The 13,477-nt window shown below is 38.4% G+C and carries 13 protein-coding genes and 1 pseudogene; 7 read left to right on the forward strand and 7 right to left on the reverse strand.

All coding sequences use genetic code 11. The annotated features are described in order from the left end of the window. Positions 1–22 precede the first annotated feature (22 nt). The 3 genes from B554_RS0110410 to B554_RS0110420 form a co-directional block, all read right to left on the reverse strand. Positions 23–568, reverse strand: coding sequence for a glutathione peroxidase (locus B554_RS0110410; protein ID WP_019457998.1), 546 nt, complete (start codon positions 566–568; stop codon positions 23–25). A 121-nt stretch (positions 569–689) separates the two neighbouring features. After that, positions 690–1,454, reverse strand: a complete 765-nt coding sequence (locus B554_RS0110415) for an AraC family transcriptional regulator (RefSeq protein WP_019457999.1) — start codon at positions 1,452–1,454, stop codon at positions 690–692. Between the two features lie 20 nt (positions 1,455–1,474). Next, a complete protein-coding gene (locus B554_RS0110420) occupies positions 1,475–2,689 on the reverse strand; it encodes an MFS transporter (protein WP_019458000.1) in 1,215 nt (404 codons plus the stop codon). Between the two features lie 135 nt (positions 2,690–2,824). Between B554_RS0110420 and B554_RS0110425 the strand changes: the two genes are divergently transcribed. Together B554_RS0110425 and B554_RS0110430 are read left to right on the forward strand one after the other, a co-directional pair. Then, positions 2,825–3,478 carry a TetR/AcrR family transcriptional regulator gene (locus tag B554_RS0110425; protein ID WP_081400352.1) on the forward strand — a complete coding sequence of 218 codons (654 nt, stop codon included), beginning with the start codon at positions 2,825–2,827 and terminating at the stop codon, positions 3,476–3,478. A gap of 106 nt (positions 3,479–3,584) precedes the next feature. Further along, positions 3,585–4,505: a DMT family transporter gene (locus B554_RS0110430; RefSeq protein WP_081400353.1), complete on the forward strand. Its 921-nt coding sequence runs from the start codon at positions 3,585–3,587 to the stop codon at positions 4,503–4,505. Between the two features lie 390 nt (positions 4,506–4,895). On the opposite strand, the gene B554_RS0110435 is transcribed toward B554_RS0110430, so the two are convergent. Genes B554_RS0110435 through B554_RS0110445 form a run of 3 tightly spaced genes read right to left on the reverse strand, consistent with a single transcriptional unit; the run spans position 4,896 to position 7,821 of the window. Next, a complete protein-coding gene (locus B554_RS0110435) occupies positions 4,896–5,465 on the reverse strand; it encodes an L-threonylcarbamoyladenylate synthase (RefSeq protein ID WP_019458003.1) in 570 nt (189 codons plus the stop codon). A gap of 50 nt (positions 5,466–5,515) precedes the next feature. Continuing rightward, a complete protein-coding gene (gene dprA / locus B554_RS0110440; RefSeq protein ID WP_019458004.1) occupies positions 5,516–6,646 on the reverse strand; it encodes a DNA-processing protein DprA in 1,131 nt (376 codons plus the stop codon). A gap of 20 nt (positions 6,647–6,666) precedes the next feature. Then, the gene (locus B554_RS0110445) at positions 6,667–7,821 is read right to left on the reverse strand and encodes a LysM peptidoglycan-binding domain-containing protein (protein ID WP_019458005.1); all 1,155 of its coding nucleotides are present in this window, start codon (positions 7,819–7,821) and stop codon (positions 6,667–6,669) included. A gap of 122 nt (positions 7,822–7,943) precedes the next feature. Here B554_RS0110445 and def point away from each other — a divergent pair, with 122 nt between their 5' ends. From def to B554_RS0110465, 4 genes are all read left to right on the forward strand, one after another. Further along, on the forward strand, positions 7,944–8,474 hold the full coding sequence (def, locus tag B554_RS0110450) for a peptide deformylase (protein WP_004705924.1): 531 nt from the start codon (positions 7,944–7,946) through the stop codon (positions 8,472–8,474). A gap of 35 nt (positions 8,475–8,509) precedes the next feature. Next, positions 8,510–8,935, forward strand: coding sequence for a DUF2946 family protein (locus B554_RS0110455; RefSeq protein WP_004705923.1), 426 nt, complete (start codon positions 8,510–8,512; stop codon positions 8,933–8,935). Between the two features lie 74 nt (positions 8,936–9,009). Then, positions 9,010–11,124 (forward strand): TonB-dependent copper receptor, encoded by a 2,115-nt coding sequence (locus tag B554_RS0110460; protein ID WP_019458006.1) that lies wholly within the window; start codon positions 9,010–9,012, stop codon positions 11,122–11,124. Between the two features lie 53 nt (positions 11,125–11,177). Continuing rightward, positions 11,178–11,384, forward strand: a complete 207-nt coding sequence (locus B554_RS0110465; RefSeq protein WP_019458007.1) for an NADH-quinone oxidoreductase subunit J — start codon at positions 11,178–11,180, stop codon at positions 11,382–11,384. Positions 11,385–11,452: 68 nt separating this feature from the next. Here B554_RS0110465 and B554_RS0110470 read toward each other — a convergent pair whose 3' ends face one another. After that, a complete protein-coding gene (locus B554_RS0110470; protein ID WP_019458008.1) occupies positions 11,453–12,667 on the reverse strand; it encodes an oxygenase MpaB family protein in 1,215 nt (404 codons plus the stop codon). Positions 12,668–12,755: 88 nt separating this feature from the next. Here B554_RS0110470 and B554_RS0110475 point away from each other — a divergent pair. Further along, positions 12,756–13,323, forward strand: a pseudogene (locus tag B554_RS0110475) (TetR/AcrR family transcriptional regulator). Positions 13,324–13,477: the final 154 nt, after the last annotated feature.

Genomic DNA, 13,477 nt, shown 5'->3' on the forward strand with positions numbered 1-13,477 from the left:
TTTTATTAAATCGCTATAAAAATTATTTAGCGAGTTCTGCTTCAACTGCTTTTACAATTTGTTCGTCGTCTGCTGTTAAGTTCGGTGCAAAACGAGCAACAACTTCACCATTTTTATTCACTAAGAATTTTTCAAAGTTCCATAAAACTTCTGGTGCTGGGTTAGTTGGAATACCTAGGCCTTCTAAACGCTCGCGGAAAGGACCTTCACCAACGCGTTCTGGTTGAGCTGTTGTGAGTGCTTGATAAAGCGGGTGTTTATCTTCACCTGCTACAGAAATTTTAGAGAAAAGTGGGAAATTAACATCGTAGTTTAATGAACAGAATTGTTGAATTTCTTCATCTGAACCAGGTTCTTGTTCTTTAAAGTTGTTTGCAGGAAAACCTAAGATTTCAAGACCTTGATCTTTCTTTGCTTGATAAAGCTTTTCTAAGCCTTCGTATTGTGGAGTTAAACCACATTTAGATGCTGTGTTTACGATTAATAAAACCTTACCTTTATATTGGTCAAGGTCAACCGCTTCGCCTGAAATGGATTTTACTGGAATGTGATATACAGATTGAGTCATGAGTCTTTCCTAAAGATTGTAATTGATATCAAGTAACGCATTTGTTTTAACTGCTATTCTTGAGGAGTGCAATAATATTCGTGTTCAAAAAATAAAAAGAGAAGAAAAAACTGTCTGCGATCTAATTGTTTCTGATTTGAACAGGAGTCTGGCCTGTATATCTCTTAAAAAATTCAATAAAACTGGAACTGTGTTGATAACCTAAATCGTATGCTAAACGTTTAATTGGCATGCCTTGTCGAATTTGATGAATGGCGTAAACAATTTTGGCTCGATTACGCCATTCTGATAATGAAAGTTGTAACTCTTGTTGGCTTAAACGCAATAAATGACGATCACTGACTGAAAAATTCTGAAGTAACTGCTGTAAAGAGTGATTAAAAAATAATGGGTCTGAAAGCTTTTCCAAAATTGGTAGTAAAACTGGATGACGTGTTTGGGGTAAGTAATGAGAGTATGCTGTGGCTTGTTGTAACTGATCAAATAGAACTTGCAAAAGATGTTCTAAATATTCAGGTTTTCCATTTTGTTTTTGCTGTTCCACAATTTGTAAAACGAGGATTCGAAAGAAAGGCTGAATACTAAAGCATTTACAGACATTACCTAAAATAGAACAGAGGCTAGGGTGTAATCGAATACAGATATAGTGAATTTCATGATCGATATGAGTAGATTGATGAACCGTTTGAGGTGGAATCCAAAGTCCATAGCTTGGAGGAGATAAGTAGATTTGTTCTTCTACCTGCATTTCCAAAATACCATTCAAACTGAAATTAAAATCTCCCCAAAGTGAAGCATGAGGACGAACAATATCTTCTTTTTCATATAGAAATTCATGAACTTCTATATGGTTCAATAAGGAAAATTGTTGGCCCTCATTTTTCATCTATTTACTCTAAGTAATATTTAATTTTCACAAGTTACTTTAGGATTATTTAAGCCTTTGGCAAAAGTAAATGTACTAATTAATGCTAAAGCAACGAAGCTTAATACACCATAAATTAAAGTATTTTCATTGAAATGATCAACTACATAACCACCTAATAATGAACCTGTAGCAATCATGACTTGGAACATACCAACAAAGAGCGGCATACCTTTTTCTACGGCATGGGGTGCATGTACAAACATCCAAATATTGGCGGAGGTAGGGAAAGCACCAAATGCGAAGCCCCATAATGCAGTAAGAACGATGGCACCAAATTCATGAATAGCAAAGATAGGGAAGCCGAAAAACACGATTGCAAAGCATGTTCCAACGAAGGCTAGAGTGTAACGGACATTTAAGTTACCGCTATATCCTGCAAACGCGTTTCCAAAGATACCAGCAATTCCGTAAAGCAATAATAATGAACTAATGGTGGTACCGTTAAATCCTGCAATATTCTTAAAGAAAGGCGCCAAATAACTATAAGCGCAGAAGTGAGCAAGGCCAATTAATAAGACTATCAGCATTCCGCTACGTGCTTTAGGTGTGCGCAATAATGCAGGTAAATCACGAATATGAATTGCTGAGTCTGGTACAAGTTTAGGTAAGAAAATCAGTTGAAGTACGAGTACAACAAGACCGATCGCAGCTGTAATACCAAATGCACTACGCCACCCATAAAACTCACTTAGCCAAGTTCCAATTGGTACTCCTAATACAGTCGCAAAGGTTACACCAGCCATAACTACGGCAGTGGCTTTAGCAATAGGCAAATGTGCAGGTGCGAGCTTGCCACTTAATGCAATAGCTGTGGCCCAAAAACCACCGATTGAGATACCTAAAATTAAGCGGCTCAGTAATAAAACATGGAAGTTTTCAGCAAAAGCAGTAATGGTATTGGCAATGACCATAATTGCAGTGAGTAAAATAAGCACATAACGACGGTCAAGTTGTTTGACTGAAACAGGTAATAGCGGAGCTGCAATCGCTGCCATAATGCCAGGGACAGTAATAATAAGACCAGCTGTACCTACAGAAATATGCAAATCAGCCGCAACGCTATTTAAAACACCGACTGGTAAAAATTCACTTGTTACTAATGCAAATGCTGCAATGGCAACGGCCAAAATGGCAAACCAGCTCCCTTGAGTGGAGGTCGTGGGTCGTGCTTTAGAAGTAGTAGATTGTTCCATAAGAAATCCTGACTTGGCTAAATTTGGAGTGAAGAAAGGCAATTTTTTAATTAACTAACGATCATTATGAAAATAAAATAGTTGATAAAAAATCGAACGTCAATTAATTTAATAACGATTGTTATAAAAATAGATGTGATCTTTATGACAAATAGGCATGAAACAGATCTTGTTGTTAATGAAGAAACGCTGAAAAAGAAGCGTGGACGCCCTAAATGCTTTGATGAGCAGCAAGTGTTAGAGAAGTCAATGTTACTTTTTTGGGAACATGGCTATGAAGCAACGTCGATTAGTGACTTAACGCAGGCTTTAGAAATTACAGCACCAAGCTTATATAGTACTTTTGGTGATAAGGCAGGCTTGTTTTATAAGAGTATTGATTACTACTTAGCTCATGAAGCATGTCCTATAGAAACAATTTTTTTAGAAGCCAAAACAGCAAAAATTGCTTTTGAATTATATCTTTATGACAACGTAAAAAGATTGGTTCAACCTAATAAGCCAGCTGGTTGTATGTTGGTAGTTGCAGCTATGAATTGTTCTGATGCAACGCAAGACGTACAGCAAAATTTATTAGATAAGAGAATAAAGACCAAAGAAAAGTTATTAAAACGTCTAGAGCAGGGGGTAGAGCAGGGTGACTTAGTTGCCGATGCACCTCTTCAAGAAATGACAGATTTCTATGCCACAGTTATTCAAGGGCTGACGATTCAAGCGAGAGATGGCGCGAGTACCGAGCAACTACACAAAGTGGTAGAGCATGCCATGAAAGCTTGGGCATTATTTTAAAAAAATTAGTAATGTCCTAAGTTCAATATCAATGTCGGAAATGCGATATTTCAATTTATTAAGACATTCTCCAAAATAAAATCTCTTTTGTAGAGGGTGTATTACTATGAGTCAGGTCATGAAATATCACAAATGGGCATTTATTTTCCCCATTTTGGCAGTATTGATTTGGTCTTTAAATATTGTAGTCACTCGATACGTCTCGGATTATATCTCTCCGGTGAGCATTAGTTTTTATCGATGGCTAATTGCTTTTATCATTTTGACTCCATTTATGATTGTGTCAGTTTGGAGACAGAGACAGTTAGTAAAACCATATTTGCCTAAGCTTGCTGTGCTAAGTGCATTTGGAATGGTGCTATATCAAGGTCTTGCTTATACAGCAGCTCACTATACCACTGCAACTAACATGGGGATTGTGAACGCATTCATTCCTATCTTTACTATTTTTGTTTCTCTTGCGATTTTAAAAGATGTGCCTAATCGATTTGCAGTTTTTGGCAGTATTTTATCTTTCGCAGGTTTGCTATATGTCATGTCCCAAGGAGATATTCATAAGCTGTTAAGTGGTGGTGGACATCTTGGTGATGCATTAATGATTATTGCCGTGTTCTTCTACGCATTTTATGGAGTCTTCCTTAAAAAATGGCAGCTTCCACTTCCAATCATGACAAGCTTATATGTGCAGATTGGGTTTTCTGTGATATTTCATCTGCCTTTAATTTTCTGGTTTGGTCTTGATGGCTTGAATGCAGCAAATGCGCCAAGTGCAATTTATGCTGGAGTATTTGCCTCTTTAATTGCGCCGTTAGTTTGGATGTTAGCCGTACAACAACTTGGCCCAAATAGAACCAGCATCTTCATGAACTTGGTTCCTGTCTTTACGGCAGTCATTGCAAGCATTTGGTTATCTGAACAGTGGACCATTTACCATACCTTAGGTGGCATCGTGATCTTAATTGGTATCATTATGGCTCAAAAAAAGGTCAGTGTTAAAAAAACAGACTTAATTCAAGAGCAAAACTAAAGTCATTAAAAAAACTATGGCATATTTTAGAAAAAACTGATGAAAATATGCCATTTTTTTCTTAGTTAAAGTTTTTCTATATGATTTATAAATAGATTATAAAAACAAGTTGAAATATAAATATTAAAAAAGACGAGTAAAAATATTAATATAATTTTAACTTATAAGCGAAAAAATCTAAATTCCCTACACTTTTCATGCTTTTTTTAGAGAAATTATATATTTCTCTACTATAGTCTCTTACCACATAATAGCGTCCACTACGAAAGACGCTATTTTAAGCAATTTTTCTTTCGTTCCAGAGATATCCAAACCCTCTGGATGCGGTATATACCCATCCTTTTTTATGCTCAGTTATCCCTATATAACTGAGCTTTTTTTTGTCTACAATTAAGGACGAATGACTTCACCAGTTAAGGCATTAATGATTCGGCTTGGTTGCTGACTTTGCCCTAAGTCGCCATTGAGATAGTTTAATTGTGAACCAAAGTATTGGCAGGCATCTTGTAGTGAATGAGCAGGTTCTTGTCCACTAGGATTAGCACTCGTCGACACAATAAAACCATGAAAAGCGTTGCACAATGCCACACATAAAGGATGTGTTGTTACTCGTACAGCTACAAGGGGATGTTCGCCCTTAATCCATGAAGGTATATGTTGATCAGCTGGCAATAACCAAGTCGTAGCTCTTTCTGATGGTTGATGATTAGACCAGCAGTCAATAATCTCTTGTTGAGTCGTTTGCGGTAAAGAAGTCAGCAAATGCTCGACTTGACTAATGTGGCCAGCTAATAAAATGACGCCTTTTTCGATAGGACGCTGCTTCAATTCAAGAATTTTTTGAAAAGCTTGCTCATTAAACGGGTCACAGCCTAGTCCCCAGACTGCCTCAGTTGGATATGCCAAAACTTGACCTTGTTGTAAACATTCGGCTGCTTCGGTCACTGAGGTCGTAATCATGGTAATACTTTCCTTTCAATCAAACAGAGTCGTTATTGTGCGCTCTAATATTAAGAACGACAACGTAAATACAATCCTGATTGTTGCATACATAAACCGAGTAGTTCTAGTTCCATCAATGATGAGGTGAGTTCAGAAACAGGTTGTGAATGATGCAAAACAAGCTGGTCAATATTTTGGCCTACCCAGTCTAAAGACTGATAAAGATTAATCAAATGCTCTGGAATTTCTGGGGTGCAAGAAACGATTGCCTCCTCTGTTGAGTTTTGTTGGCTCTGCCATTGGGTGGGTAGGGCGAGGTCTTCAATAATTTGTTCAGGATGGTCGACTAAAATTGCACCTTCACGAATAAGTTGATGGCAACCTTGATGAAATTCACTGTAAATATGGCCTGGAATGGCGAATACGGTTTTGCCTTGCTCAGCTGCTTTATTGGCAGTAATGAGGGAGCCACTTTTTAAAGTCGCTTCTACAACTAATACGCCTAAACTCAGACCGCTAACAATTCGGTTTCTACGTGGAAAATGCTGCTGTAGTGGTGGTGTTCCCGGTAAAAACTCACTAATGATGGCGCCGTTCTGAGCCAGAATATGTTCTGCCAATTTTTTATTTTGAGCTGGATAGGTACTGTCTAAACCTGTACCTGTCACTGCTATCGTACGTTGATGAACAGATGCACCTTGATGAGCTGCTTCATCAATGCCGTATGCCAAGCCGCTACTTACATAAAAACCCTTTTCACTTAAATAATAGGCAAAATCATAAGCCACCTGACGACCATGTGGGCTAGGTTTTCGGCTACCGACAATCGCAATTTGCGGTTGTAATAATGCTTGTGCCTGACCTTTTCCAAAAATAACAGGTGGATGATCTGTATAAGGGAGTAATTGAGTTGGATAGCCAGCATCATCTGGCGTTAAAATAAAATCAGTATGCTGCTGAACTTGTTGTATAAGTCGTTCAAACTCGGTTTGACCTTGCGCCGTTTGAAACTCATTTAGACGCTTTAAGTGATTAGCATGTAAGCCAAGAGATTGCCACTTTGCTAAACCATCAGGTTGAGTGGCTTTTTCACAATCTCCAAAATAATCAATAATTTTTTTGAAGCTAACTAACGAGTGTTGCACCAAATACCACACTTTAAGTGTGTGGTAATGGTGTGAAGAAAGTTGGGTAAGCATTGTAAATGGTACATCCAGCACTAATCAGTAAAACGAGGTGGCTGAATGCTTGAACCGACTTTAATTGGTAAGCTGCTTTCTAGAACATAAGCATAGCTCAGCTGATCAAAAGTTCTAAAGACCATTAAACTACCAATTTGTTGACCAGGTAGCTGAATTGGTTCTTTTGTTTTTGGATCGCGAATGGTCTCGCCTTGTTGATCAATATCAAAAACTTGACCAACCTGAACACCTTGTGCTGTACCGCGGTCTAAAGTCACGACACTATTTTTTGCAGCTCTACCAATTGATCCCATGACGCGAATAATTTTGCCGCCATCAGTCACTTGCTTAGCATCTACGGGGTAAAATAATGTTGGTAAATTAGCTTGTTCTTCAGGCATAACACGATCGCCACGACGGACTTCACCATCATAGCTATCGGTAAGTTCCAATGTGGTAATGTCTTTTTCAGTAGACATCGCAACACCAGAAGCAACCTGTGACAGCTCTATGCCTAAGCTATGCTTTTTACCTTTACTGTCTGTGAAATAGTAAGGTTCGCCTTCGCGATAAACAGCATAGCGCTGACCTTCAACTAGACCTTTTCCTCTTGCATAAATAGTTTGGCCTTTTCCTGCAAGTACACGTTGATCTGCTGTCCCAACAATGTAAGGTGTGTTGGCAATTGAATCGGCTGGTAAAATAGTACTGTGCTCTAACCACTGTTTAATATGTTCAAGTGGAATAACCGGTACACTGTTATTTAATGCTTCGACACGAACTTGTGGTTGCAAGTTTGTGGTTTGGCCTGTGTAACGACGAATAATACCTACACAGCCATCTCCTTCATCTTTACCTACCAATGGTCGTCCATCTAAGCTACACAGTAGTAATCTGTCACCTGGATAAATCCAGTGCGGATTTTTCACATGTTGATTGCTTGCCCAGATTTCAGGCCAACGCCATGGTTTATTTAGAAAATGACCGGAAATATCCCATAAGGTATCTCCACGTTTTACAACATACACATTGGGTGCATTGCTTTTAAGAGAAGGCGGATTATGATTCGGACTGGCAGCATGAACCTCTGCTACCGTACCAAATGCAACTCCTGTACAGAGTGCTAAAGCAAGTAAATGCTTTTTTATCCCCAAAGCATGAAATTGAACCATGCCGTCAAAAACCTTTTTCATTATGATAATTCCTAAAAATTATGCGTGCAGATGCGTTATAATAGGCGGCTAACACACAATTTTTCGATGAAGTATTTCCTTCATTTGGTTTTTTAATCAATGGCATAAGTGAGGACGTCAGTATGGCCTTATTACCTATTTTAAGTTTTCCTGATCCCCGTCTTCGTACCATTGCTAAGCCTGTTGAAGAAGTTACTGATGAAATTCGTCAACTTGCAGCAGATATGCTTGAAACCATGTATGCGGCACCAGGTATTGGTTTAGCAGCTTCTCAGGTCGATCGTCATATTCAGCTTATCGTCATAGATTTGTCTGAATCTAAAGATGAACCTTTGGTTTTCATTAACCCCAAAATAACTCCACTGACTGAAGAGACGCAGCCGTACGAAGAAGGCTGTCTATCAGTGCCACAAATATACGACAAAGTTGATCGCCCGTCACGTGTGAAAATCGAGGCAATTAACCTTGAAGGTCAAGCATTTGAGATAGAAGCTGACGGACTTCTCGCTGTTTGTATCCAACATGAAATGGATCACTTAAAAGGCAAATTGTTTGTGGACTATTTGTCGCCACTTAAACGTCAGCGCGCACGCGAAAAAGTCGAAAAAATTGTTCGTCAACGCGAGCGTGAAAAAGTTGCGGTGAAACGTTAAAAGTTTTTTCAAACATTATAGTGTGGATGTGATTTTTGGTTTTTCGTAGTGGTCTGTTGCTCGCATGTGCAGCAGTGTTTTTACAGATTGCGGTATTTCTACAGCCGCTATTGCCGAAGCAATATCAAATTGCTCCGGTCTGTGAAACTATTACCCGCGCTTTGCTTAAACCCAAGGCGCAGATGGAAACCATGTCACATACCATGCATATGCATCATGAGCGTCATATCGAGCAGGCACAATTACCTGAACATCATGACCACCATGATGCAAACCACCAGTGTCAATATTGTACCGTCTATGCCAATCTGGTTTTACCGCCCGAATTTGGCGTAAAAGAAGTACTTGTTCGTATACAAGTTCGCTTAGTCGCTTATCAACAAGCATTTCGACATGTTTATTTTGCGCTACAGCGACTTTTCTTACTCCCGCAAGGGCGTGCACCGCCTCTATTTGCATAAATAAAAAGCAATTTTTTGTTGGGGTCTTTATTGACTTCGATATCACTTTATTTATGTTTTAGAGCGTATAAAAAATGCCACATTCTAAATTCTTATTACAGCCTTTATGGGTTGCGATGCTTGCTGTCTCTCATTCGGGTTTCGCTTTTGCCGATTCAGAAAAAAATGATGCCGATTCAAAATCGCTTCATTCATTGGCACCTATTGTTGTTACAGCACAGCAAGGAAACGATGCAAATGGTCTGATTGTACATGCAGATCCGAAACAACCAATTCAGCCAGTACCCGCTACAGATGGGGCAGACTATCTACAAAGTATTATGGGCTTCAACTCAATACAAAGCGGTGGAACAAATGGTGATGTGACATTCCGAGGCATGTTTGGTTCACGCATCAAAATTTTGACAGATGGAACGGAAAACCTAGGTGCATGTCCAAACCGTATGGATGCTCCAACTTCTTATATCTCTCCAGAAAGTTATGACCGTATTTCTGTCATTAAAGGTCCGCAAACTGTTCAATATGCCAATACAGGTTCAGCAGCTACTGTGCTTTTTGAACGTCAGCCTGAAAAGCTCACCTCTGAAAAACCTTATCGTGGACAAGCGAGTGTCCTGCTAGGTTCATATGGACGTATTGACCATAATGTTGAAGCGGCAATTGGCGATGAAAAAAAATATATTCGTTTAAATGCCAACCGTTCAGAGTCTAATAGTTATCAAGACGGTGATGGAAATACCGTACCTTCAGCATGGAAAAAGTGGAATGCTGATGTAGCACTTGGCTTCACTCCAGATGAAAACACGTGGATCGAGCTCACGGGTGGGAAATCTGATGGTGAATCGCTTTATGCTGGACGTTCAATGGACGGATCTCAATTTGCACGTGAAAGCCTAGGTCTCCGGTTCGAAAAGAAAAACATCACTGATGTCATTAAGAAAATTGAAGGGCAGGTGAACTACAGCTATAACGACCATATTATGGATAACTTTAGCTTACGTACTCCGCCATTAGTTGAAATGAACCATGGTGGTATGACCATGCTTATGCCAAACGCGATGGCAATGGAAGTGACACGCCGTACACTAAATTCGCGCTTAGCCATGACCTCTGAATGGAATAAGTGGAGCCTAATCACAGGTGTAGATTCTCAATTTAATAAACATGGCGGTAGCATGTCATCGCCAAATATGCCTTCAATGAATATTCCATATCGTCAAGATATGCGTTTTCAATCATACGGTGCTTTTGGTGAACTTGGTTATCAATGGAACGATCTCAACAAACTGGTCACAGGTGTGCGTTTAGATCGAGTCACAGTTGAAGATGAACGTGCCGACTCTAAAGCACAAGGCTTTAATACAAAGCTTGAAAAGACGTTACCGAGTGCATTCGTTCGCTGGGAAAATCAACATCCTGAGCATGACTTAAAAAGCTATATTGGTTTAGGTTATGTAGAGCGTATGCCTGATTATTGGGAGCTTTTCTCGCCTAAACATGGTAACGCTGGTTCAACCAATACCTTTAACGGTGTCAACCCTGAGAAAACATTGCAGTTGGATCTAGGCTTCCAGCAACAACATGGAGCTTTAAATACATGGGCTTCAGCTTATGCAGGTTTAGTAGATGACTACATCTTAATGAGTTACCACCATCACCCAAGTATGGGAATGGGTGGGCATGATATGAGTAATGATATTACTGCGGGTGCCAAAAATGTTGACGCGACTATTGCTGGTGCAGAGGCGGGTATTGGATACCAATTTACTGACCATATTCAAGCAGATTTGAGTGCGATGTATGCATGGGGTAAAAACACCACAGATAACAAGCCGCTACCTCAAATTTCACCTTTAGAAGGTCGATTAAATATTCGATATGTAGCTGACAAGTATAACTTGGGTCTGTTGTGGCGAGCGGTTGCTGAGCAAAACCGTGTGAGTCTACATCAAGGTAATATCGTGGGATATGATCTAAAACCAAGTAAAGGATTCTCAACACTTTCTTTAAACGGAAGTTACAACCTTCGTAAAGATATTGATGTCTCTGTTGGTATCGATAACGTATTAGATAAGACCTACACAGAACACTTAAATAAAGCGGGAAGTGCAGGCTTTGGATTTGCGAGCGAAGAGCAGTTCAATAATATCGGAAGAAATTATTGGGTTCGTATGAGCATGAAGTTTTAATCAGCTTAATGAATTAAATAAACTGAAAGAATTAATTTAAAGAGAGAAATGAAATGACAAATAAACTATCGCCAGAACAATCTTGGTGGGGATGGAAGTTACTTATTGTAGCCTCTATCTTAGCCTTACTATTTATGCTTATTTTTTATTGGGCAATTAACAATGAACCAGACTATATGCCAAGTCAAAATAACAAGCAGATGATGGAGTCACATGAGCAAATGAATCACGCTGAAATGCACAGTTCATCAGCTCAATAGACTCCTTAATATTTAAAAATGGAAGTCCGGATAACGGGCTTCCATTTTTTATTTTTAGGTTTTAAAAACTATTGATGCATACTCGCTAAGGTTTTTACCTTACCTTGATTTTCATAAAGACGTAGGCCAAGTTTTTGTAAATTACGACCTGATTGAGTTAAAAAAATTTCAACTTTGGGTGAAATTTTTGCGCCGTTAAAAAGTACTGAATTACGCAAAATCAGATAATAAGCAAACCATGGAGCAGACTGTTGAGGCAATCCAAGTAATTTCATCCGTTTCTTACCAATAAAAAATTGGGTAAGTTCTAAATGTTGTCGATAAGCAAGCTTCTGCTGCAAAGAGCGCAGATGCAGATATTTTCTCTCAAAAGGTTCTTTTGACAAGCTTGATCCTAACTCAACACTGCTGTGATCGGAGTGAGGATGAGCAAACTGCATCCAATAAAGTAATCGCCAGCCTTCAGTTTCAGATTGAATAAGCCATTTTTCATCAATACCCATTAACCATCCGACATAACGCCAAAAATGTAAAAAACTCTTGGCTTCTTGTTTGGTTGGCCAGATACCTAAAGCTCTCATAGCAAGTAAAACTACACTGCTAAAAGCCAAATTAGTCATTGCTAAATCAAACTGATTAAGAGGAATTCCCCAAACGTCACTATTCCAACGATCAGACTTCTTTAATTGTCGGCGAACAAGAGCATGAATAAAACGAACATAAATCGTTGAAGTAAAACCTGAGCTTAAACGATCAAGTCCTTGAGGTTCAGTAATATCAACCCACCATTTTGTAGTTTCTGCTAAACGAGTACCTGCCTGTTTCTTTAGTGCGCCTGTTAAAATTAATGGTTGATTAAATCCAGGATATAAATATCCCGCCATTAATGATAAATCTCTAAGAATAAAACCATTATTTATTCCTAAACGATGAGTAAATTTAACAGCCGCATCAATTTGGCGCTGATCTAACCATTCAGGCTTTTGTTCAATGTAATTAAAGAAATTTTCTAACTCAGTAGGTATAGGCTCGAATAGGTCATTACGGCCTTGAAATAATATCTTTTCAAAAATCATGCGATGATCTTTGGGATTTTGCATAACCCAATCAATCACCTTATCCATTTCAACGTCCCCTTCACAAAGAGCACGTTGTAAAGATACATATTCTGTATAGTTCGGTTGTACAGGTTTTTCACAACAGATGTTTAAAAACTGAGTAAAGAAATTACTGTCTTGCATATCATTAAAAGAAGCAAGTCGAGTCGGGCTAATCATTTGCATATCATTACTTACTTATTGATCTGAATGATAAATAGGCTAATATGAATAATTATTCGCATTCAATTCGCATTTAACGAATAAAAAAACGATGAGAAAAGTCCCACAGCAACAGCGTTCAAAAGTTATTGTTGACCATATCTTAGAGGCAACACAGCACTGTATTGCCCAATATGGATTGCTTCATACAACGACTCCTAAAATTGCAGAGAAATCTGGAGTGAGTGTAGGCTCGATTTACCAATACTTTGAGAATAAAGATCAAATCATAGAAGAACTATTACGCCGTAAAAGCGAACTATTAGGACAACAACTCAAAGAATTAGTTATGCATCAAGGAAATATTCCTTTAGATCTGCTTATTCCCTTGGCGATAGAGCTAGGATTTAATGCATTAAAAGCCGATCACGGATTTTTTATAGAAGTACTGAAACATTGGCATGACTATAGTCATTCGCAAGCTGCTCAGATTTTAGAAAAGCATTTTTTTGAAGTAGGTTTATATACATTTAGTAGAAATCCTCATCAGTGGGACTTCGAACAAGTCAAACATAAATCCTTTGTAATTATTAATAGTACGCTTTTTACGATGATGCGTTACGTAAGTCAGAATAATTTTCTCATATCAGAACAACAACTTAAGCAAGAATTATCGATAATGATACTGGCTTATTTGGGTCAAAAATAAATATTTAAAATAATTATTAATATAAAACAATAACTTAATATGGTGTTTGGTTTAAAAGTGAACGCTTAAGTCATAAGTTTTTAATTTTCGCTTGCAACTGGATCTTAATGGTCTATAATGCACAT

Source organism: Acinetobacter sp. GG2 (assembly GCF_000292385.1).
In the GTDB taxonomy this organism is placed as follows: Bacteria; Pseudomonadota; Gammaproteobacteria; order Pseudomonadales; family Moraxellaceae; genus Acinetobacter; species Acinetobacter seifertii.